The organism is Flavobacterium salmonis, from assembly GCF_903819435.1.
GTDB lineage: Bacteria > Bacteroidota > Bacteroidia > Flavobacteriales > Flavobacteriaceae > Flavobacterium > Flavobacterium chungangense.
In genome coordinates this window covers 74,216-97,554 of the sequence record NZ_CAIJDP010000052.1, presented here as the reverse complement: position 1 = coordinate 97,554, position 23,339 = coordinate 74,216, and the positions used below count along the sequence as shown (strand labels likewise).

Annotated in this window: 19 protein-coding genes and 1 tRNA gene; 18 read left to right on the top strand and 2 right to left on the bottom strand. The window is 36.0% G+C overall.

Annotated elements, in window-relative coordinates; all coding sequences use genetic code 11:
- From FLACHUCJ7_RS02005 to FLACHUCJ7_RS01995, 3 genes are all read left to right on the top strand, one after another.
- Positions 1-1,323: T9SS type B sorting domain-containing protein (locus tag FLACHUCJ7_RS02005; protein ID WP_180907751.1), on the top strand; the 1,323-nt coding region annotated here is incomplete at its 5' end.
- A 3-nt stretch (positions 1,324-1,326) separates the two neighbouring features.
- Positions 1,327-2,262 carry a PorP/SprF family type IX secretion system membrane protein gene (locus tag FLACHUCJ7_RS02000; RefSeq protein WP_180907750.1) on the top strand — a complete coding sequence of 312 codons (936 nt, stop codon included), beginning with the start codon at positions 1,327-1,329 and terminating at the stop codon, positions 2,260-2,262.
- Between the two features lie 304 nt (positions 2,263-2,566).
- On the top strand, positions 2,567-3,046 hold the full coding sequence (locus FLACHUCJ7_RS01995; protein WP_180907749.1) for a hypothetical protein: 480 nt from the start codon (positions 2,567-2,569) through the stop codon (positions 3,044-3,046).
- An 845-nt stretch (positions 3,047-3,891) separates the two neighbouring features.
- Here FLACHUCJ7_RS01995 and FLACHUCJ7_RS01990 read toward each other — a convergent pair.
- A tRNA-Ser gene (locus FLACHUCJ7_RS01990) sits at positions 3,892-3,979 on the bottom strand.
- Positions 3,980-4,262: 283 nt separating this feature from the next.
- Here FLACHUCJ7_RS01990 and FLACHUCJ7_RS01985 point away from each other — a divergent pair.
- Both FLACHUCJ7_RS01985 and FLACHUCJ7_RS01980 read left to right on the top strand, forming a co-directional pair.
- Positions 4,263-4,823, top strand: a complete 561-nt coding sequence (locus FLACHUCJ7_RS01985; RefSeq protein ID WP_230408779.1) for a MauE/DoxX family redox-associated membrane protein — start codon at positions 4,263-4,265, stop codon at positions 4,821-4,823.
- A gap of 279 nt (positions 4,824-5,102) precedes the next feature.
- Positions 5,103-5,399 carry a DUF6520 family protein gene (locus tag FLACHUCJ7_RS01980; RefSeq protein ID WP_180907748.1) on the top strand — a complete coding sequence of 99 codons (297 nt, stop codon included), beginning with the start codon at positions 5,103-5,105 and terminating at the stop codon, positions 5,397-5,399.
- A gap of 48 nt (positions 5,400-5,447) precedes the next feature.
- On the opposite strand, the gene FLACHUCJ7_RS01975 is transcribed toward FLACHUCJ7_RS01980, so the two are convergent.
- Positions 5,448-5,936: an alpha/beta hydrolase family protein gene (locus tag FLACHUCJ7_RS01975; RefSeq protein WP_262891012.1), complete on the bottom strand. Its 489-nt coding sequence runs from the start codon at positions 5,934-5,936 to the stop codon at positions 5,448-5,450.
- 464 nt (positions 5,937-6,400) lie between these two features.
- Here FLACHUCJ7_RS01975 and FLACHUCJ7_RS01970 point away from each other — a divergent pair, with 464 nt between their 5' ends.
- From FLACHUCJ7_RS01970 to FLACHUCJ7_RS01915, 13 genes are all read left to right on the top strand, one after another.
- Positions 6,401-7,378, top strand: a complete 978-nt coding sequence (locus FLACHUCJ7_RS01970; protein WP_180907747.1) for a sensor histidine kinase — start codon at positions 6,401-6,403, stop codon at positions 7,376-7,378.
- Between the two features lie 3 nt (positions 7,379-7,381).
- The gene (locus tag FLACHUCJ7_RS01965; RefSeq protein ID WP_078227620.1) at positions 7,382-8,143 is read left to right on the top strand and encodes a LytR/AlgR family response regulator transcription factor; all 762 of its coding nucleotides are present in this window, start codon (positions 7,382-7,384) and stop codon (positions 8,141-8,143) included.
- A gap of 361 nt (positions 8,144-8,504) precedes the next feature.
- Positions 8,505-10,832, top strand: a complete 2,328-nt coding sequence (locus FLACHUCJ7_RS01960; protein WP_180907746.1) for a TonB-dependent receptor — start codon at positions 8,505-8,507, stop codon at positions 10,830-10,832.
- 2 nt (positions 10,833-10,834) lie between these two features.
- Complete coding sequence (locus tag FLACHUCJ7_RS01955; protein WP_180907745.1) at positions 10,835-11,617, top strand: DUF4249 domain-containing protein; 783 nt, start codon at positions 10,835-10,837, stop codon at positions 11,615-11,617.
- Between the two features lie 73 nt (positions 11,618-11,690).
- Positions 11,691-12,851: an outer membrane protein gene (locus tag FLACHUCJ7_RS01950; protein ID WP_180907744.1), complete on the top strand. Its 1,161-nt coding sequence runs from the start codon at positions 11,691-11,693 to the stop codon at positions 12,849-12,851.
- Between the two features lie 1,003 nt (positions 12,852-13,854).
- Positions 13,855-14,886, top strand: a complete 1,032-nt coding sequence (locus FLACHUCJ7_RS01945; RefSeq protein ID WP_078227624.1) for a LacI family DNA-binding transcriptional regulator — start codon at positions 13,855-13,857, stop codon at positions 14,884-14,886.
- A 268-nt stretch (positions 14,887-15,154) separates the two neighbouring features.
- Positions 15,155-17,311 (top strand): alpha-glucuronidase family glycosyl hydrolase, encoded by a 2,157-nt coding sequence (locus tag FLACHUCJ7_RS01940; RefSeq protein WP_180907743.1) that lies wholly within the window; start codon positions 15,155-15,157, stop codon positions 17,309-17,311.
- Positions 17,312-17,409: 98 nt separating this feature from the next.
- A complete protein-coding gene (locus FLACHUCJ7_RS25520; protein WP_317170856.1) occupies positions 17,410-17,634 on the top strand; it encodes an SDR family NAD(P)-dependent oxidoreductase in 225 nt (74 codons plus the stop codon).
- Positions 17,635-17,656: 22 nt separating this feature from the next.
- The gene (locus FLACHUCJ7_RS25515) at positions 17,657-18,067 is read left to right on the top strand and encodes an SDR family NAD(P)-dependent oxidoreductase (protein WP_262891010.1); all 411 of its coding nucleotides are present in this window, start codon (positions 17,657-17,659) and stop codon (positions 18,065-18,067) included.
- 17 nt (positions 18,068-18,084) lie between these two features.
- The gene (gene uxuA, locus FLACHUCJ7_RS01930; RefSeq protein WP_180907742.1) at positions 18,085-19,266 is read left to right on the top strand and encodes a mannonate dehydratase; all 1,182 of its coding nucleotides are present in this window, start codon (positions 18,085-18,087) and stop codon (positions 19,264-19,266) included.
- A gap of 151 nt (positions 19,267-19,417) precedes the next feature.
- A complete protein-coding gene (locus FLACHUCJ7_RS01925) occupies positions 19,418-20,518 on the top strand; it encodes an endo-1,4-beta-xylanase (RefSeq protein WP_078227627.1) in 1,101 nt (366 codons plus the stop codon).
- A gap of 204 nt (positions 20,519-20,722) precedes the next feature.
- On the top strand, positions 20,723-22,156 hold the full coding sequence (locus tag FLACHUCJ7_RS01920; protein WP_180907741.1) for an MFS transporter: 1,434 nt from the start codon (positions 20,723-20,725) through the stop codon (positions 22,154-22,156).
- 32 nt (positions 22,157-22,188) lie between these two features.
- Positions 22,189-23,217, top strand: a complete 1,029-nt coding sequence (locus FLACHUCJ7_RS01915) for a glycoside hydrolase family 43 protein (protein WP_078227629.1) — start codon at positions 22,189-22,191, stop codon at positions 23,215-23,217.
- Positions 23,218-23,339 lie beyond the last annotated feature (122 nt).

Below are 23,339 nucleotides of genomic sequence, written 5' to 3'. Positions count from 1 at the left end.
GATCCGGCTAGTCCAACACTTACCGCTGGTACAGCAACCAATCCTTCGACTTGTGGGGGCAACGGAAGCATCGCTTTTAGCTCCACTAATCTGCCTGACGGAACGTATGCTTTGAGCTTTACAGCTTCAGGGGCTACCGCTACGTCAAGCCCTGTGAATGTTACGGTATCGGGTAATGCTTTTACACTTTCTGGTCTGAAAGCAGGAACCTACAGTGATTTTTCTATAACCAATGCAGGATGTACCGGTTCTACAGCGACAGCTAAAACCATTTCGGATCCGGCTAGTCCAACACTTACCGCTGGTACAGCAACCAATCCTTCGACTTGTGGGGGTAACGGAAGCATTGCCTTTACATCGACTAATTTACCTGACGGGACGTATGCTTTGATTTATGATAAAGACGGAGCAGCTGCTTCTGCAACTGTGAATGTTCAGTCTGGTGTTTTTACCTTGAATGCTTTATCAATAGGTAGTTACACTAATTTTTCGATAAGTTCTTTAGGTTGCGGTGCTTTGGACTCTACAATAAAAACTATTGCCAACAATCCTGATATCACTGCACCTTCTATTTCGTGTATTGGTAATCAAATTGTACCATGCCAAACAACAACTATACCTGATTTCAGAAGTTTAGTCACAGTTATTGATAATTGTGATTCTTCACCAATAATCACGCAAGTACCTGGTTCCGGAACAGCTTTTATTAATGGTATGGATATAAAAATTAAAGCTACAGACGTAACTGGAAACAGCTCGGAATGTCATTTTACAGTATCTTCAGAAATAATTACTGTATCTGCCGGTGATGATGTTTATATAAAGGAAGGTGAAAGCATAGAACTTAATGCAGTGGCATCGACCGCAGGAAGTTTTGAATGGAATACGGCTGACGGGCTGAGTAATTTGCTTATAGCTAATCCTTTTGCTAATCCTTCAGAAACTACAACTTATACTGTAGTTTTCAGAAGCACCGAGGGCTGTATGTCAGAAGACAGTATTACCGTATTTGTAGAACCGGATCTCAAAGACGATACTAAATACGGTTTTTCTCCAAACAATGATAATGTAAATGATTTTTGGGAAATTGATACGATAGAGAAATATCCTGATAACGAAGTTTCTATATACAACCGTTGGGGAGACCTTGTTTTTCAGATTAAAAATTATGACAATGCCAACAATGTATTTAGTGGTGTAGCTAATAAAAAAAGAAGTATGGGAGCGGATATTTTACCAGAAGGAACTTACTTCTTTGATATAAAAATAAGCGGAATGCATCATCTTAAAAAAACCAAGGGCTTCCTTGTACTAAAACGATAAATAATGACAAACAATTTTTTTATACGGACTATTATTGCCGTTTCGTTTACGCTGCAAATGAGTTTTGTTTTTGCACAGCAAACTCCCGTTTTTGCTAATTATAGTTATAATACGGTGGTAATTAATCCGGCACATTCAGGTTATTATGAGGATATTGATGTTACTTTAATAAACTCTGGATTGTTTAATTCAGTAGAAGGGAGCCCAAAAAACTTAGGCCTAACCGTAAATGCACCGTTGCGCTCCAAGCATTTGGGATTGGCAGCAGGTATCTCAACAGATGAAATAGGTGTTACAACTGCTACAAGCTTTTTTGGAGCTTACTCCTATAAAATTTTCTTTGATTCAGGGTATGATGGAGGGAAATGGTGGGCGTATGATCCTAATATTCTATCTTTCGGAATAAGTGCGGGTGGCACAAAATACAGTGAAGATCTATTGAGTCTTAATATTGAAAACGACCCTGAATTTCAAAACAATGTTAATGCCTTTGTCCCTACTCTTGGTATTGGTATTTTGTATAATAAGGATCGTATTTACTTGGGAGTTTCAGCCCCTAATATATTAGGAAACTCCTTGTCATCTGAAAGAAACATCAATTTAAAAAATCCTTATTACAGCTATTTTGGCTATAGATTTTTTACAACTCAATTAGAAGAAGTTATGATAAATCCTAGCATATTACTTAAATACGTGAACGGAGCACCACTTCAAGCTGATTTTAATGTAATCATAAACTACATAAACAAAGTAGAATTTGGAGCAGGTTACCGCACCAGTGAAACAGTCAATTTGCTGGCAGGATTTCATTTAGGAACTAATTTTAAATTATTATACAACTATAGTTACGCTTTAAAAACATATAACAATATTAATACCCACGGCATTATACTTAATTATAGGTTTGGTAAAGGGTATGAAGAAAAAGGTTTTAAATAATACAGATAATTTCAAACTTTTTATCATATTAGAGTCGGAAAAGCAATCCTAAAACACTTGAATTTTATCATCTAATTAGCCTCTCAAATCGGGAGGCTTTATTTTTTTTACATTTTTTTTATTTTTTTCTCCCTGATTTTGCTGGGGGTTCAACGGGGTACAACCGAGGTACAACAAAAAGTTGTACTTGTGACAGTTTTATATGTATTGTTTCTTTGCCTCGTAATGATGAAGATCCAGGCTAGGAATTATCTATTTGCCGGGATTTTGAGAAACTAATGTAGAGCTATAAAATGAAGAGAGTATGTTTACAAACATTTCATGGGGTAATTATATAGTCGTAGTTATTCTGCTATTGGCAAGCTGGTATTTATTTGTTGGATTTCGATTTTATTTTGATGAACTCAAAGAAATTATAACAGGAAAGCGGAAACTTCAATTCCGTGGATTTGAAAATCCAAGTTACGAGGATTCTCAATCCGAATTAAATTATCAGGAATCACCTGAAGCAATCTTAGAACAAACTTCCTTCGGAGAGTTTGACACTACCTTTCACGACGTTGATACTTTGGTGGCACGATTAAAAAGTTTTATTGCAGATGCCGCAAAGAAAAAATTAGTCAAAAAAGAATTTACCTATTATCTGCAACTTCTTCTTAGAGAGTTTCCCTCAGTGAAAAACTCACCTTTTAATTCCTCAGTAAGTGAACTGATAGTTTCAGAATGTGAGAAACTCGAATCAATTAATTTAACTCAGAAGGAAGCAGAAGCCCTTTGGGAATAAACTTAAAAACAATTTAAAGGAGGAATTGCCCCTGTCCATTCCGGCGCAGTATGGCATATGTAACAGGAAAGAGGAACTGCGACAGCGGCTACACCTCCGTTTTTTATCTGAATTTTTAAACTTTAAAAATAATGTACGATGAAAAAATGGAACTGGAATTTTAAAAAGTTTATCCAATAAAAAATAAGCAATATTGGTATTCTTCTGGTGCAGACGAACCGTGATTATTATTGATTGTACTTCTACAAGTAAGATAAGATTCTATTTCAATACAAAGGCAAAGGATTCAATTGTGAATTCTTTTGCCTTTTTAATAGTAGTCTAGTCAGTGTTTAACTGGCTAATTGTTCAAGTATACTTTTGTTTTAATTTTGACATATCTTCCATGATGTTTATATCCAGTACCTTAGCATAATGCTGAGTCTGTTTTATATTAGTATGTCCCATCATTGCTCAAACATTCTCTATTCTTATTCCATTACCTAAAGTCACGGTTGTTGCAAACGTATGTCTCGCTACATACCAAGTGAGGTGTTTATCGATACCGCACAAATCAGCAATTTCCTTTAGATAAGCATTCATTTTTTGATTAGATAACTTTGGGATCAGTCCAATTTGCATGTTCCTGTATTTATTAATAATCGCCAGGGTGGGAGGAAGGATAGGGACATTTGCCCTAATTGCTGTTTTTGATCTATTGGTCATAATCCAAAGATTATCATTTCCTGGTACACTGTACTATGACATTTAATGTGTATTTTGATTGCGTATAAAAACAGAAAAAGCCTTTAAAAACTTAATTTTTAAAGACTTTCAAATTTTAAAGTTTGTTTTAAAACTTCATTTGGCGGAGGAAGAGGGATTCGAACCCCCGGACCTGTTACAGTCAACAGTTTTCAAGACTGCCGCATTCGACCGCTCTGCCATTCCTCCAGTAAGACGCAATCATGCTCTGAATGCGGGTGCAAAGATAAAATGTTTTTTCGATTCTGGAAATTTTTCTGCTACTATTTATCAATAAAATGATTTCTCGTGTGCTTGTCTATTCTTTAAGGGTAAAATTTTAATAAAAGGCCTGAACCTTTTTCAAAACCTGAAAAAGGCACGTTTTTCACAACTTTTGTCCTGTTTTTTACAACACTTTTTAAAAACGACCCATCTAAATTTGTTTAGAGTTTAGAAACAAATAGTGTATAAAAAGCAAACAGATAAGGGTATGGAGTCAAAAGCACGTTTTAAAAGTATTATTGTAGAAATAATCGGTTATCTGTATATCCTTTTATTTGTCTACGCGGCAGTCAGCAAATTATTAGATTTCGAAAACTTTCAGTTACAGTTGGGGCAGTCGCCTTTGCTAAGTGCCTTTGCAGTTGGGGTGGCATGGCTCGTTCCGGGTACCGAACTGCTCATTGCACTGTTGCTCATGATACCAAAGTTTAGAAGTTTAGGACTTCTGGGAGCCTTCATACTAATGACCATGTTCAGCGTTTACATTTTCATCATCCTTCATTACAGTTCCTTCGTTCCCTGTTCCTGCGGAGGAATATTAGAAAAAATGACATGGAACGTCCATCTCGTTTTTAATAGCGTATTCGTCTTGTTGGCAGCTTTGGCAATCGTATGGCAGGCTAAAAAGAATAGAAAAAAAGCAAGCATTTCACCTGTTCTCACGATACCACTTTCCGCCGTTTCAGGTACTTTTGCAATCATTGTGTTATTTCTGTTTTCAGAAAATATCATGCAGTATAAGAACCTGTTTATCAGACGTTATCCATAGCATCCCATAACCTTAATAAACAGCATAGATTTAAAATTTAATTCCTACTATATAGCAGGTTATACCCGGAACAAACTCTATCTTGGCAACTACACTGCACCGTGCCCTGATGGACAATGAACTGGTGGTATATGAGCTGCGTACTGTTTTAAAGAAAGAAATGACAGGCAATGGAAAGTAAAGAATTTTAATGCCTCAAAATATACTGGCCGGTATCAGGAAAAAGACCGAACACCTGTAGAAAAAAGTAGGTCAAAGTGTAACGTAATATGTAGTAGTATGAAAACTGTATTAGTAAAAAAAGCAACGCCTTTTGCTGTGGTAGCATTGGCAGTTGCGGGAGCATTTGCAACAACATCCATGCAAAGTGCTTCAGTGGTTGAGGACGAAATAGGATATACGCTTAATTCTCAGGGCGCATGTAATATTGAAGTAGCCTGTAGCACCATTCAGGCTCAGGTTTGTCGCGTCAATGGAAACAGCGGGGCCAGGTTTTTGGTAAAAACGATCAGGAAAACTGTACCGAAATTTTGTTTCGTCCTTAATTTCTCCAATCCTTTTTTTTCAAAATTGTAATGCAGTTCCGGTATTCGGAACTGCATTATTTTTTAAGAGGCTCTGTAATTACTCCGTTCCTTTTTCAATCCAGGAGGGCAGGGTTTCATTTTTCAGGTAATAGCCAAACCACTCCTCGACACGCTGTGTAAAATCCTTTTGATTTTCGGGATTAAGCAGACTGTGCCCTTCGTCAGTATAAAACAAGGTGACATTGTTTTTGCCAAGGCGCCGGAGTGCCATATAGTATTCCACACTCTGATGCCAGTCTACGTGCTGGTCTTTTTTGCCTGTCCATAGCAGCAGAGGGGTTGTGATATGCTCCGCATTAGATATAGGCGAATTACGCGTATAGGCAAGAGGGTCTTCATAAGGACTTTTCCCGATTCTCCACTGCTCCTTGTTCATCCGCCACAAATCAGGCTTTCCGGTGTCCCATCCTACGGTCAGAAAATAACTGTTCAGATCCGTTACGGCTGCTCCGGCAATAGTAGCGGCAAACAGGTTGGTCTGTGTAATGATAAAAGCGGTTTCATAGCCCCCGAACGAATGCCCGATCAGCCCGGGTCTATTGATTTATAATTACTTTTATCGAATATGCATTATTAAAGAGCAATATTTAACTTCCCAACTCGAATTTACTGCTCAAACTGTATTTCCATATCAATAGAATGGTTGACTATAGTCTTTGAATAGACTGCGAGTCCTTTTATTTTAAGAACTCAGAATCTTTGCTCCTTTCAACAAGTCTTACATAATTTAAATTTAGCGTTTCACTTTCCAGATAAAGAGTAATGAGCCTTTCCGAGCGGGACCCATGATTTTTTATATATTTAAAGGGCAATATTATAATGAGTATGCTTTAAATCGGCTAAATTTCTAAGTGAAGTGGACAAATTGGCATTTAAAACGGCTAATTGTTCAAAAAAAAAAGTACATCTTTGGAAATAGTTTTTTTATAAAAAGAGGAGAGGGACTTTGACCTTTTGAAAATTTACTTTCTAACTGTAATCCTACTGACTGTGACCAAAAAATTATGGCTTAACGCCTTTCTCATATCGCCCATTCTGGCATTCTACGCAGCAAGTCCGCCTTATCTGAGCCAAAAATTTGATTTTAGGACTTGCCTGCTTTTCTTCACTGTAATCACGACTATTGGCCTTATCATCTGGTCTATTCATATCTACCTGGTAATCAGGGAGCCTCAGATGAACAATTTTTCGAAATTTTTAACGGCTCAGGCCATTATGATTATTTTAAGGATTTTAGGAAAAATAGCTGCACCTGATTATGAAATACCCGGTCCGGCCCTTGAAAACACAAATATCATTTATGATCTTTTCTTTTTAATGCTTCCCAATATTGTCATCATGATCCTCTGCAATAACATTGTGACCTCCCGCAACAAAGAAATCGCAGAAAGACAGGTACAGGAATTAAAGCTTCAGAACAGCGAAGCCCAGAAACAAGTCCTGGTTCAGCAGCTCCAGCCCCATTTCTTTTTTAATGCCCTGAGCGTACTCAAGTCCCTTATTACCTCCAATCATGACAAAGCCGAAGAGTATGTCGTAAGACTTTCTCATTTCCTTCAGTATTCTCTCAGCGCACCGGAAGCCGATGTGGTGGACCTCGAAAAGGAACTGGATTTTGTAGATGACTATCTTGCCCTGCAGCGCGTGCGCTTCGGTAGCGCCTTTACCTGCGGAATTGATGTCCCAAGGGAAATGTACAGTCATAAACTACCCGTTTTTGCCTTACAGACACTGGTTGAAAATATTTTTAAGCACAATCATTTTACTGAAAAAAAACCGCTGGAATTTCAGATTAAATATATCCCATCAGGACTTATTGTAACCAATAAAAAAAATCCAGCCAAATATGTGCAGTGTAACAATACCGGGCTGGCAAATCTGAACAGCAGGTATAAGCTGCTCAGCGAAAAAGAAATCATAATAGAAGAATCAGAGCAAAATTTTACCGTTATAATCCCAATACTTTAAAGTATGAATATTGTTATTATAGAAGATGAAAGACCTCTGGCGGAAGACTTGGCCAAGACCATTGCCGAAGTGATGCCAGATGCCGTGATCTGCGCCCACCTGCATTCTGTTGAAGAAGCAACCGAATTCTTCAAAACAGAACATAAAATTGATCTTATATTCTCCGACATACAGTTAGGAGATGGTCTGAGTTTTGATATTTTTGCGGCGATAAACAATAAGGTGCCTATTATATTCTGCACCGCTTTTAACTATTATATGCTAGAAGCTTTTGAGACAATGGGGATTGACTACATTATCAAGCCCGTCAATAAGGATTCCATAACCAAAGCATTAAAGAAATATACGCTGCTCACTGGAGCAGATAACAAGGCCTTGGATTTTAAAAAACTGCTCTCGGGTCTTTCCGAGAGTATCAAGCCCATTGCTATGCCGTCAGTCATCCTGCATCAGGGAGAGAAAATCACCCCGCTCTCGGGCAACGACATCGCTTTTTTTCTAATTGAAAACCTGATGGTGTATGCCTTTAGCTTTGAAGGCAGAAAATGGCACGTAAACCAGAACCTTGATACATTGGAGAAAAAATTCGCACCGTTTTTTTACCGTGCCAACCGGCAGTATTTAATCAACAGAAAAGCCGTGAAATCAGCTGCACACTACCCGAACAGGAAAATAAGGATTACTTTAAATTCTGACTTTCCTGATGCCATACTGGTAGGAAAAGAGAAAGTCACAGATTTTCTGGAATGGCTCTCCAATGGTTGAGAGACATGCATGCGTATGTTTTTGGGAGAAAAGCAGTTGGGAAAAGAAAACCTAATCAGGACAGTTTAAATTTTATATCTGAATACTATCGTTGCCTGCGCAGAAGGTAATTGGTGACTGTCTTAATCATCCTCAAAAAACTTTATGAAGCATGCTCTCCAAAAAAAAATTAACTAGGCATTTCCTACCTAAAATACCTTTAGTTTATAACCTCTACGGCATTTAAATTACAAATAAACCCCTGTTTCTAAATTCTGTTTTTAAGGTCTTGTCCACTTTATCTGCTTTTTCGTCCACTTCAGTTTCATCTGCGCTTAAAAATCGAAAATGCTTTCACATTTTTACTGTAAAACACAGTAAAATGAAAACATTTTTAATCAGGCATTTTATTTTGGCCGTCCTGCTTCTTTGCTCGGGCAGAAGCTTTGCTCAGCAGAAATATACTATCAGCGGTACAATAAAAGACAAAAATAACGGGGAACTCATAATTGGCGCCGCTGTTCAGATAGTGCAGAACAGTGCCTATTCAGCCGTTACCAATGAATATGGGTTCTACTCTATAGCAATGCCCGAGGGCCAGTACAGCATAATATGCAGCTACATTGGATTCGAGCAGCAGCAGCAGAGCATTACTCTTGATAAAAATATCAGGATTGATTGGTCGCTGGACACTGCTCAAGCCAATACCCTTAGTGAAGTGGTAGTCTCAAGCACTAAAAAGGATAGAAACCTTAATGAAGCACAAATGGGAATTGAGACTCTTAATATGAAAAAAATAGAGAAACTGCCTGTACTTTTTGGAGAAAAAGATGTAATGAAAACAATCCAACTACTGCCCGGGGTTAAAAGCACCGGAGACGGAAGTTCGGGATTCAGCGTTCGAGGCGGGGCTGCCGACCAAAACCTTATTCTATTGGATGAAGCACCAGTTTATAACGCATCACACCTCCTGGGTATCTTCAGTACCTTTAACAGTGATGCGCTGAAAGATGCCACCATTATAAAAGGAAACAGTCCCTCACAATACGGAGGGAGGCTTTCCTCTGTTATGGATGTAAAAATGAAAGATGGGAATAATCAGGATTATAATGTAGCGGGGGGAATCGGTCTTATCAGCAGCAGGCTCAGTGTTGAGGGGCCAATTCAGAAGGATAAGTCTTCTTTTATAATATCTGCTAGAAGAACATATGTCGATTTGTACTTAAAAGCCAGTAATGATTTTAAGGACACTAAACTTTACTTCTACGATCTTAATATGAAAGCCAATTATAAGATAAATGACAACAATCGCATTTATCTCTCCGGGTATTTTGGAAGAGATGTCCTGGGGCTTGGTAGCTCATTTTCTACTGACTGGGGCAATACGACAGCTACGCTGCGATGGAACAGCATTATCAACAGCCGTCTGTTTTCAAACACCTCCCTCATCTACAGCAACTACGATTACAAAGTGAGTCTGGAGAGTGCCAGCGACCAGACAACAACCATGAGTTCTAAAATTAAGGATTGGAACCTGAAACAGGATTTTTCGTGGTTTGCCAGCAACCAGCATTCTGTACGATTTGGACTGCAGTCTATCTATCATGCCATAACGCCCAATAGCGCATCAGGCAGTAGTGTAAGCAGTTACCCAAAGAGTACACGATATTCATGGGAGAATGCCCTTTATGCAAATGACGATTTTAAAATCTCCGAACCTTTGACTCTTAACTACGGATTCAGGCTGTCTGCTTTCAGCGTCATGGGAGGAGACACTTATAATATATATGAGAATGGTGTACTCACTGAGAGCAAAGATATCGCTAAAGGATCTGTTGGTAAAACATATTTTAATATTGAACCTCGTTTGACCGCCAACTACCGCATAAATGAAGTGAGCAGTATTAAAGCCGGATACTCGCGAAACACCCAAAACCTCCATTTATTGTCCAACAGCAGCAGCGGGAACTCTTCAGATCAGTGGATTGGAAGCAGTTACACGGTAAAGCCTGAAATAGCAGACCAGATAAGTGCAGGCTACAGCAGAAACTTCAACGATAACAATTACGAAATTAATACCGAGGTGTATTATAAGGACATGAAGAACCAGATTGATTATAAAAACGGTGCCGAGATATCTTTTGATGCCGGAAAGGATGTGGAAAGCGAACTTTTGTTTGGTAAAGGAAGAGCCTACGGTATCGAACTTATTGCTAAAAAGAAAGAAGGAACGCTTACCGGCTGGATATCCTACACTCTGTCAAAAACCGAACGTAAAATAAATGGTATCAACGATAATGACTGGTATAATACCCGTCTTGATAAAACACATGATCTCTCTGTTGTTGCTATTTATACTTTAAATCCAAAATGGTCTCTTTCTGGAACCTTTCTATACAGCACTGGTAATGCCGTTACTTACCCGACTGGAAAATACGAGCTTAACGGCCAGACCGTTTTCCAGTACAGCAGCCGAAATGCAGACAGAATGCCCTCTTACCGCAGACTGGATATAAATGCAACTTATGATCCTAAAACAAACAAAAGATTTCATGGATCATGGAGTTTTGGATTCTATAATTTATTCGGTTTTGAAAATGCCTATTCGATAACTTTCGAAGATAATCCTGATAAACCTGGCACTACAAGGGCTGTCCAGACATCCCTGTTTAAAATGATTCCTAATGTCACTTATAATTTCAAATTTTAAAGATGAAAAAAGCATTTTTTATATTATTATCTGTAGCGTTAACCGCAGGATGCGAAAAAGAAATTACACTGGATCTGCAAGATAAAAGCGGCTCTATTGTGATTGAAGGAAATATCACAGACCAGCCTGGTCCTTATTATGTACACATCACCAAGTCTGTTGCATTTACCGAAAGCAATAAATATCCCCCAGTCACCAATGCTGTCGTTACCATCAGTGATAATCAGGGTCATTCAGAAATCCTAACCTATGAATCCGAGGGACGCTATAAGACTTCCGGTCTCGTTTCTGTTACCGGCAATACATACACACTGAACGTATCAGTTGACGGGGAAAATTACACCGCGCAAAGCACTATGCCTGCTCCTGTAACCCTGGACGGGCTCATTCTGGATTCCATGACAATGGGAGATAAAACTACCTATACTGTACTTCCTGTCTACACGGATCCTGAGCAGCTGGGTAACCGCTATTTGTTTATTCTGAGTATTGAATACAAAAACAACAAGACCGTACAGGTATTTTCAGATAATATAAATAATGGAATGGTGAATCAGAGAAGCTTATTCCCATCGCTGGACAAGGACGATGAACTTCTGCCTGGCAATATAATCCACGTTGATATGCAGTGCATAGATCCGGAAGTATATACCTATTTCAGCGCACTGGTTCAAATTTCAGGTGGAAGCGTGACACCGGCAGATCCCCCCAGCAATATAAGCAACGGTGCCCTGGGTTATTTTTCCGCGCACACCGTTTCTTCAAAGAGTTTAGTTATTAAGTAAATCAGCATAGACGTTGCCTTATTTTCATTTTTATTTAATTAAATCTCCCATCTATTTTAATATAGTAATTCATATGCCTAATTTATCCACCTGTTTTCTTTTTGAAAAAAAAACCATAACAATCCTGTGCCTGCTCACCATGCAGATTTTATTCTCACAGAAAATTTATGAATTCAATACTCCTACAGCAAACTGTTACAGCCAGTACCTGTTTCAGGAAAATTCAGCATTGCCTAAAGGAGTGCTGGTAATTGACGCGGGCGGGGAAGATTTAAAAACCCTCAGCGAGAATAACATTTACGTAAAATCAGGGCTTTTCTCTGATTATAACATAGTGTACATAAACATATTGGATAAGGAAAATAAAAATTCCTTAAATTGTTATAATGCCATTATTTACACCATATCTTCCGTACGGAAGATAAAAGAATCTGTTTTCTTTCTTATCAATCCATTGGAAGACAAAACCCAGAATGCGATCATTTACAAAGACAGCGCCTACCCTTTTAACTTCATAAACAGCCGCCATGAAAGTCTAGACCTTCTAAAAACTGAACTTGATGCTGAGCTGTCCGGTAAAAGCTATACTACAGATATACTGTACTCCTATGAAGACATACGATCAGATAAAATGCAGAATTACAAAGATAATTTCGATGTCGGCTTTTTTTATTCACCTTTAGCTCTTTTCGGTCCAAAACTAAATGGTAACAGTGATGTAGTGATAACCAAAGGACTGAGTTTCAAAAAAGCGCTCACCTCACAGTCCACTCTGCTTTTAAATATAAGCATGGGGAATAAAAAACCCGAAGGCGGCATGGAGCCAGGTAAAAAAGGAACAGTCCGTATCTTTATGCTTATGGGCACTGAATTGATATATCGCTATTACGACAATCCCAACAAACCACTGAGGTTTTTTGCCTCTTTTGGTTTGGGTGGCTATACGATGACCAATACTAAAATAAAAATAAAAACAGGCGGTGTGTCATCGAGTTCAGATTCAAACCAATATTTCACATTCCTTGCTGATGCAGGTCTCGAATACCGCATATCTCCAATGGTCAAAGTGAGCAGTTCTCTACCCCTAAAATACTTTACCAATAATATTAATAAAAATTCAAATACACTGAGTATGGGAATAAATTTAGGTATTTCGGCCACACTTAACCCTAATTCTAAAGCCAGAGGAGCGGAAAAGAAAAAGAGTACCGTTAACCAAATACATCTTCAGTAAATTAAAATTTCAGATCAGAAGGAAATTAAAATCTTTTTTTAATGTTTATTTTTTTCGTCACTCTACGGGACAAAAGATAAAAATCATTTTTTGTCCCGTTCACTGTAGAGTTTCTTCCAATGTTGTAGGCCGTTTTGCTGCAGCCAAGCTTCTACAACACCTGGAGTATACTTTCGTATTGTTTGCTGATCGTGTCGGTACAGATTTAAACTATCTGTTTAAAATAACGATTATTCTCACTTAACAACATTAATAAAATCCTTCGTCTATAATATTTAGTCCTAAGTAGATTTATTAATATTCTTTGTGTAAAAAGTAGTTTTTTTTAAAGAAATATTTAAAAAAAAATCATCATTACAAAAGTCTAATTTTTAAAAAAAAGTCACGAATAAGTAATGGTGACATTATTTTAGTTACACTTTGTGTTAAGTTTTATATAATTAATATGTAACAAGGAGAAAAAATATTCATGAATATTTTTGGACATAATATTTTTATGAAAACCGTTTTTGTATAAAAGAAGCGGACAAAGCATTAATTATATTTGTGACTATTTAATTTAACTTTTATGCCAGTAAATGATTTTGGTTGTAAATTTAATGAAAAAATAAAATCGTAAATAGATAACTGATATTTTAAATTATTGTGAGGAGAATAGAAATTCGATATGAGGTCTCATAATTTAGTTTTAGTGACGTCAATTATAACCAAATAACAGTTTTTTTTGGTTATAATTTTTAAGTAAGTATTATAAGATATTTTATAGTGCATTAAAAAAATAATTTATACTAATTTAATTACTTTGTTAGTTTATTACAACCGATTGTGTAAAAAAAATGACTTTTTTTGATTAAAAAAATTATCTATGAGGATATTTAAAAAAAAACAAAATTTTTAAACAAATTTTAGTTTTATTGTATATTTTTATGTCAATTGGAATATTGAAAAAATGAAATTTTGCTACCATTTAAATAAGTATATTTACTGATATTAATATTTAATCATGGAAGAACATAAACATGTTACAATTTACGACATTGCTGATAAGCTAAATCTTGCTACATCAACAATTTCAAGAGCATTAAAAGACCATCGTAGTATTAGTGAAAAGACCACAAAAAAAGTAAAACAAACAGCAAAAGAAATGGGCTTTGTTCCCAATACTTTGGCTGCTGGACTACGTGGTAATAAATCTACAACCATTGGCATTTTAATTCCTACTGTAACGCAACCTTTTTTATCTTCTTTAATAAGTGGTATTGAAGTTACCGCTCAAAAATCTGGTTATTCAGTTATCATTATGCAGTCACATGATTCTTATGAAATGGAAGTTGGGATGGCACAATCTTTATACAGTAATAGGGTATGCGGAGTCATTTGCTCATTAGCAATGCAAACAAAAGATACTACCCATTTTAAACAGTTTTCAAATAATAATATTCCTTTGGTATTTGTTGATAGGGTACCGAAGGATTATGATACCTTTCGTGTGGTAATTAATAACTATTTAGCGGGTTATAAAGCGACGAAACATCTTTTAGAACAAGGGTGTAGAAGGATTGCGCATTTAACTGCTGGATCAGAGTTTGGAACCTTATATAATGAGAGAAAAAGAGGGTACATGGATGCTCTTTTGGAATATGAAATACCAATTGATGAAGATATTATTATTAGTTTAGAACAGATGACATATGAAGAAGGTGTAAAAGCATGTAATAAATTATTTGATTTGAAATTGGTTCCAGATGGTCTTTTTGCACCTGGTGATATACTGGCCGTCAGTGCAGTACAAACTGCTAAAAAAAGAGGCGTTAAGGTACCAAAAGAGTTTGCTGTTATCGGTTTTAATAATGATCCCATATCAGAAATTATTGAACCGAATATCTCTACTGTAACTCACCCGGCAGAAAACATGGGTAAAGCCGCTGCCGATTTAGTTATCAAAAATCTAAAATTTGTTACGGAAGAAGATGCAAAGGAAATTACATTTTTAAACACTCACGTAGTGATACGAGAATCTTCTAAGAGGATATAACTTTTATTTATTGTTATTTTAGAAAACCTGTTATCAATCTTTTTAACAGGTTTTTTTATGTGGTACATATTTCATATCTTCTAATTGTATTTTGAATCAAAAATACAATTTTATTTGTTTATAACTTAAATTTTGTATTTTAGCACAACCGATTGCAAATTATTTAATGTTTTTAATTGCATTTTTTAGCATTTAATTAAAAAATATTCATTTTTTAATTAAATCAATAGCTAATTCTTAATTCATAAATAGCAGAATAATAGAGATTATGTACAATATAAAAAATTTCCTTAGTTCAATTATTTTTTTTGCAGCTTCTTTCTCAGTATTTTCTCAAAAAGATTATAAATTATGGCTTCAATATGATAAGAAGACGAATGCAGAATTGGTTTCAAAATATGTGTCGGATGTTCAGGGAATTGTTTCTTTGGGAAATTCTGAAACTTCAAAAATCGCTTCCAAAGAATTAGAATCCGGATGGACTGAAATGGTAGGAAAAACAATCAGCGTTAAATCAAAAATAGAAGGAGATCGAAATATCATTATTGGTTCTAAAGAATTACTGAGTTCTGAAATTCAAAAGGAAATTGGAAATTTTGATCAGATCAATGATGAAGGGTTTATCATCAAATCGATTTTATTAAAAGGAAAAAATCAAATTATTATTACGGGTAAAAAAGAGGTCGGCGTTTTATACGGAGTTTATAGTTTTCTAAGATTGATTCAAATGAATAAATCCATCAAAAATTTAAACATTGTTGATGCACCAAAAACGAATATTCGGATTTTAAATCACTGGGATAATTTAGACCGAACTGTCGAACGCGGTTACGCTGGTTTCTCTTTATGGAACTGGCAAAAATTACCCGATTTTATCGATCAGCGTTATATAGATTACGCAAGAGCAAATGCGTCAATTGGAATTAATGGAACCGTTTTAACGAATGTAAATGCTAACGCCCTAATCTTAACGCCTCAATATTTAGAAAAAGTAGAAGCCTTAGCAAACGTATTTAGACCCTACGGAATAAAAGTATATTTAACTGCTCGTTTCTCAGCGCCAATTGAAATTGGAGGTTTAAAAACGGCAGATCCAAAAGATGTAGACGTAGCGAATTGGTGGAAAAATAAAGCAAAAGAAATTTATAAAAAAATCCCGGATTTTGGTGGATTTTTGGTAAAAGCAAATTCAGAAGGCCAACCCGGCCCGCAAAATTATGGAAGAGATCATGTTGACGGAGCCAATATGCTGGCCGATGCCGTTGGGCCTTTTGGTGGTGTAATTATGTGGCGCGCTTTTGTATATTCAGAACATGATGCCAATGATCGTGCAAAACAAGCTTATGCCGAATTTGTGCCGTACGATGGAAAATTTAAAGACAATGTAATCGTTCAGGTAAAAAACGGGGCGATCGATTTTCAGCCACGTGAACCTTTTCACCCAATGTTTGGTGCGATGCCGAAAACACCTTTGATGATGGAGTTTCAAATTACACAGGAATATTTAGGATTCAGTACACATTTAGTTTTTCTTCCAAAATTATTTCAGGAAGTTTTAGAATCAGATACCTATCAAAAAGGAAAAGGTACTACCGTTGCCAAAGTGATTGACGGTACTTTAACAAAAACAAAATTGACAGGAATTGCCGGAGTTTCTAACATCGGAAATGATTTAAACTGGACCGGTCATCCTTTTGCGCAGGCGAATTGGTATGGCTTTGGAAGATTGGCATGGAATCCAAATTTAGATGCAGAAGTTATTGCTGATGAATGGTTGAGATGTACTTTCTCTAATGATGAAAATTTCATTAAGCCAGTAAAAGAAATGATGATGGAATCTCGTGAAGCGGTTGTCAATTACATGACGCCCCTTGGTTTGCATCATATTATGGATACCGGTCATCATTACGGTCCGGGACCATGGGTTTCAAATTTGTCGCGACCAGAATGGAATCCGGTATATTATCACAAAGCAGATAAAAAAGGAATTGGTTTCGACCGTTCAAAAACCGGAACAAATGCCACATTGCAATATGCACCGGAAGTAGCCAAAATTTTTGATAATTTAGAAACCTGTCCGGAGAAGGATTTACTATGGTTTCATCATGTTTCCTGGGATTATAAATTGAAAAACGGACAGACGCTGTGGAATGGTTTGGCTATGAAATATCAGGAAGGCGTGAATCAGGTAAAAGACATGCAGACCGTTTGGAATAAAAGCGAAAAATTTGTTGATGCCGAGCGTTTCAAAGAAGTACAAATGTTATTAGAAATTCAGTATAAAGAAGCAAAATGGTGGCGAGATGCGTGCTTGATTTATTTCCAACAATATTCAGATAAAGAATTGCCAGTTGGCGTAGCCAAACCAACACAAACTTTAGGCTATTTTCAATCCTTAAAATTCCCTTTTGCACCGGGAAATTAAATATTGAAATTAAAAAATATGAGAACAAAAACAGCAATTGTAACCGGAGGGAATTCGGGTTTGAGTTTTGCAACAGCAAAGAAACTTGTGATAACGGAATCAAAACCTATATAATAGGAAGATCAAAAGAGAAGACAGAAGATGCGTGTAAAGAAATAGGGCCAAATGCAATTCCTGTGATTTACGATTTAAATAATCTTGCAGGAATTCCGTTCATGATTGAGAATATAAGTAAACAAAATCAAATTGACATTTTAGTAAATAACGCTGGAATCAATCTTAAAAAAGAGTTTCTGGATGTTACAGATGAAGATTTTTTATAGGTAATCCATACTAATCTTTTAAGTGTTTTTTGCAGTTAGCAAAGCGGTTGTAAAAAACATGAAAGAAAATGGAGGAGGAAGCATTATAAATATCAGTCCGATGGCATCACAATATGGTATTCCGAAGGTAATTGCATATTCGGCAAGTAAAGGAGCAATCGAATCGATGACCAGGGCAATGGCGGTTGATTTGGCTCCGTTTGGAGTTCGTGTAAACTGTATCGCCCGGGGATTTATCAAAACAAAAATGTCTTCTACGGCACTTGATAACGATCCCGAAAGAAAAAATAAAGTGCTTGGCAGAACGCCAATGGGATTCTTAGGCGAACCTTCGGATATTGCAGATGCCGTTTATTATTTCGCTTTAAGCGAATCAAAATATACAACCGGAACCGTTTTACCAGTTGATGGCGGAAACAGTATTGGGTTTTAATTGAAAAGAAGAATATCATGATAAAAATGCAACAAACCATGCGTTGGTTTGGCCCTCAGGATAATGTTACTTTAAGAGACATCAAGCAGGCCGGCGCAACCGGAATTGTAACCGCTTTGCATCAAATTCCCGTTGGGGAAATCTGGTCAATTGAAGGTATTAAAGAAAGACAGCAAATTATCAAAGAAGCTGGCTTGGAGTGGTCTGTTGTGGAAAGTCTGCCAGTTCATGAAGAAATAAAACGGGCTACCGGAGATTATTTGCAATACATTGAAAATTATAAAATCAGTTTAAAGAATTTGGCGGACTGCGGTATTAAAATCATCACGTATAATTTTATGCCGATTCTGGACTGTGTTCGAACGAATCATAATTTTATTAATGAAGAAGGAAGCAAAGCGTTGTTATTCAATAAGCTGGCTTTTACTTATTTTGATGTGTTTTTATTGAAAAGACCTAATGCTGAAAATGATTATTCTGATGAAGAAAAAGCAAATGCGTTGGTATACGGAAATGAACTTTCTGAAGACGAAAAAGCATTACTTTTTAAAAATGTTTTATTAGGATTGCCGGGTAGTAAAATCAATTTTACGGCTGAACAGATTCTGTCTTTATTAGATAATTATGCAGAAATTGACAATAATAAACTAAGGGAAAACCTGATTTACTTTTTATCAGAAGTTGCTCCCGTTGCTGAAGAATTAGGCTCTAAATTGGCTATTCATCCTGATGATTCGCCATTTTCGGTTTTAGGTTTGCCCCGAATTGTTTCAACAGAAAAAGATATTAAAGCAATTTTTGAAGCCTTGCCTTTAAACGCAAATGGACTTTGTTATTGCACGGACTCATTAGGAGCGGATCCAAAAAACAATCTGGAGAAAATTATAGATGATTTCGGAGATCGAATTCACTTTTTACACTTACGAAATACATTCCGCGAAAGCGAAAACATTTTTAGAGAATCTGCCCATTTAGGAGCAGATACCAAAAAGGAAATCATTATTGAAAAAGTGCTTTTGTTGATGAATAAAAGAAAAGTGAGTTTACCAATGCGTCCTGATCATGGCTTTTTGCATGATGTTGATGTAAAAACAGAAACATACCCAGGTTATTTTTTAGTAGGAAGATTAAAAAGTCTTGTCGAGTTAAGAGGTTTGGAAATGGGAATTGCTTATAAACCTCAAAATTTTAAATACTGACAATATAATAAATTTAATTGGATTTTAATGTTTTGACGACTAAAAAATTTGTTCGATAATAATGTTTTTTGAATTAGGAAATAAACAGATTATAATTTTCATGAAAAAATTACAAAATAAAAAATAACTATCATCCAAAAACTAAAAAAGTATGAAATTAATTAAACCCTGTTTACTTGCAATAACCACATTGCTGATTGTAAACTGCACAGCGCAGAACACTTCTTTGAAAGACGCTTATAAAAAAGATTTTTATATCGGAACGGCTTTGAATGCCAATCAAATCGAAGAAAAAAATGCTAATGAAGATGCACTAATTCGTAAAGAATTTAATGCAATTACGGCAGAAAACATCATGAAGTCGATGTTTGTACATCCGCAAAAAGACAAATATGACTTTGCGATGTCTGATAAATTTGTAGCCTATGGAGAAAAAAACAAAATGTTTATTCATGGTCATACTTTAATCTGGCACAGCCAACTGGCTCCCTGGATGGCGAAAATCAAAGACAGCGCAGAAATGAGAGCTTTTATGAAAGACCATATCACAATGATCGTTTCAAAATACAAAGGAAGAATTGGTTCGTGGGATGTTGTAAATGAAGCTTTAAACGAAGATGGAACCTTAAGAAAATCAGTTTTTTTGAGTACACTTGGAGAGCAATATTTGGTTGATGCTTTTAAATTAGCGGCAGCAGCCGATCCAAAAGTAGACTTGTATTATAACGATTATAACAATGAAGCTCCAGCAAAAAGACAAGGCACAATTGATTTAATCAAAAAAGTAAAAGCCGGAGGAGGAAAGGTTGATGGTGTGGGTATCCAGGCACATTGGCGTTTGGAAAGCCCTTCGATAAAAGAAATTGAAGAAAGTATTTTGGCTTACTCGGCTCTAGGTTTAAAAGTCGCTTTTACAGAATTAGACATTACAGTTTTACCAAATCCATGGGATCTAAAAGGCGCAGATGTCAATCAGAATTTTGAAGGAAGTGCCAAAATGAATCCGTATACTGAAAAACTTCCCGATGCTGTTCAGACACAGCTGGCGAAGCGTTATGAAGATATTTTTAAATTATTTCTTAAGCATAAAGATAAAATTAGCCGTATTACTTTTTGGGGCGTTTATGATGGGCAATCCTGGCTAAATGACTGGCCTATAAAAGGTCGTACGAATTATCCGTTATTATTTGATAAAAATTTAAAATATAAAAAGTCGTATAGCAGTATAATTAAATTAAAAGAAAAAAAATAAACGTGTAACATCTTTTTTTTTGCTAAGAATGCAACCGAATGGTTTTTATTATAATCAAATTAATTAAAAATAAGTTGCTGATTGTTTTTTTTACATATCTTTACACAACCGATTGTTTTTATTACTGTAATTTTTGATATGATTATAAACTATTAAATCTAAAAAAGAGAAATTAATTTAAATAAAATTAATACCAAACAAATAATGAATCTTAATACTCAAAAACTATCCATAAAAGAAAAAATTGGATATAGCTTAGGCGACCTTGCGGCAAATTTAGTCTTTCAGACCCTGATGACTTACCTGGCTTATTTTTATACAGACATCTACGGATTATCGCCTACAGATTCTTCTATTATTATGTTGGTTGTTGGTTTGATTGCAGCATTTGTTTTTAATCCTATTATTGGTGTTTTGGCTGACAGGACCAGTACCAAATGGGGAAAATTCAGACCGTGGATTTTATGGACTGCAGTACCTTTGGGTGTAATCGCTTTACTGGCTTTTACAACGCCTAATTTTGCTTATCACGGTAAAGTGATTTATGCGGTGGTAACGTATACTTTTTTATTATTGTTTTATGCGAGTAACAATCTGCCTTATTCTGCTTTGAGTGGCGTAATTACGGGTGATATGGGCGAACGCAATAGTTTGTCGTCTTATCGGTTTGTTGCCGTAATGTTTGCGCAGTTTTTCGTGCAGGTATTTATGCTAGGAATTATAAAAAGTGCCGGAAATGGCGATAAAGCTGTTGGTATTGAAAAAGTAATGACCGTTCTGGCTATTATCGGAACTATAATGCTTTTGATTACTTTTTTCACGACCAAAGAACGCATCGTTCCCAAACCGGAGCAAAAGTCAAGTGTTAAAGAAGATTTAGCCGATTTAATGAAAAATAAACCATGGGTAATCATGTTGTCATTGACGACTTTAGTCTTTATTACATTAGCAATGAAAGGTGGTTCGTATGTTTATTATTTCGAAAATTATGTAGACAAGCAACAACTGGCGATTTTTATTCAGCCTATTTTAGATGGTTTAGCAAGTATCGGATTGAATCAGTTTGGTAATGATCCTATTGCAGCCGGGTTTGGCTTGTTTAATGCCGGCGGAATTATTTTCATGATTCTCGGAATCACTTTATCAAAAAGATTAGCAGATAAATATGGTAAACGAAACATATTTGGTTCCTTTTTATTTGTCTCAACCTTATTTATTTTGGCTTTCTATTTCTTCTCTTCAAAATCAATCAGCTTTATTTTTTTCTCTCAAATTCTACATGGATTTTTCTACGGAATTACAATTCCAATTTTATGGGCGATGATTGCCGATGTTGCCGATTATTCAGAATGGTTAAATAACCGTCGTGCAACTGCGATTATATTCTCTGCTATGATGGTCGGTTTAAAAGCAGGATTGAGTATTGGGGGAGCTTTAACAACTTCATTGTTAGGGCACTTTGATTATGTTCCAAATGCAGCCGTACAATCTGATATTGCGATTAATGGGATAAAATTACTAGTAAGTGTTTTCCCATCAATCCCTTTTCTGATTGGAGTTACATTATTATTTTTCTACAAAATCGACAAGAAAATGGAAGTCCAAATTGAATCGGATTTAAAAGAACGAAGAGCCTAGCTTATTTTAAAAATTAAAAAACCTGAAAAAAAATGCCTGAAGATAGTATTGAAAATATTGACTTTTTAGAGTTAGATAAACGAGCAATCTCGAATCCATTGATAAATCATATGTATACCGCTGATCCATCAGCGCATGTTTTTAATGGAAAAATATATATTTATCCGTCTCATGATATTGATGCCGGAATTCCTTTTAATGACAATGGAGATCATTTCGGAATGGAAGATTATCATGTTATTTCGATGGAAAATGTAAATGCCGAGGCTGTAGATAATGGTCTTGCTTTACATGTAGACGATGTGCCGTGGGCAGAAAGACAGATGTGGGCGCCAGACGCCGCATGTAAAAACGGGAAATATTATTTATATTTTCCAGCCAAACGTGCCAACGGAATTTTTCAGATTGGGGTAGCGATCAGCGATTCGCCAACTGGTCCTTTTACACCGGAACCGGAAGCAATCAAAGGAAGTTATACTATTGATCCAGCTGTTTTTGAAGATAATGACGGAAAGCATTATATGTATTTTGGCGGCATTTGGGGCGGTCAGCTTCAGAAGTACCGAAACAATAAATACGATGAGCAAAATGAAGAACCATCTTCAAATGAACCTGCATTAGGACCAATTGTAGCTTTACTTTCTGATGACATGAAAGAGTTTGCAGAAGAACCAAAAGAGATTCAGATTCTGGATGAAAACGGAGCAGTTTTATTAGCGGGTGACAATGATCGTCGTTTTTTCGAAGCTTCGTGGGTACACAAATACAACGATAAATATTATTTTTCATATTCAACAGGAGACACACATTTTATATGTTACGCAATAGGAGATACTCCATATGGGCCTTTTACATATAAAGGAAGAATTCTGAATCCGGTAATTGGATGGACTTCTCATCACTCTGTTTGTGAGATAGAGAACGAATGGTATTTATTTTATCATGATTCAAGTCTTTCAAAAGGAGTAACGCATTTAAGATCTATCAAAGTAACCAAAATTGAATACAATGCTGATGGTTCGATTGTTACGATTGATCCTTATGATAAAAAAGAGAAATAAACATAAAAAAAATTTCAAGCAAACCACAACGGGTTGTTCTGAAATTTTTTAACAAAATCATAATTTAAAACAGAGAAAATCGGATTTATAAAAAATAACAATTTCAATGTTAAAATATTTTT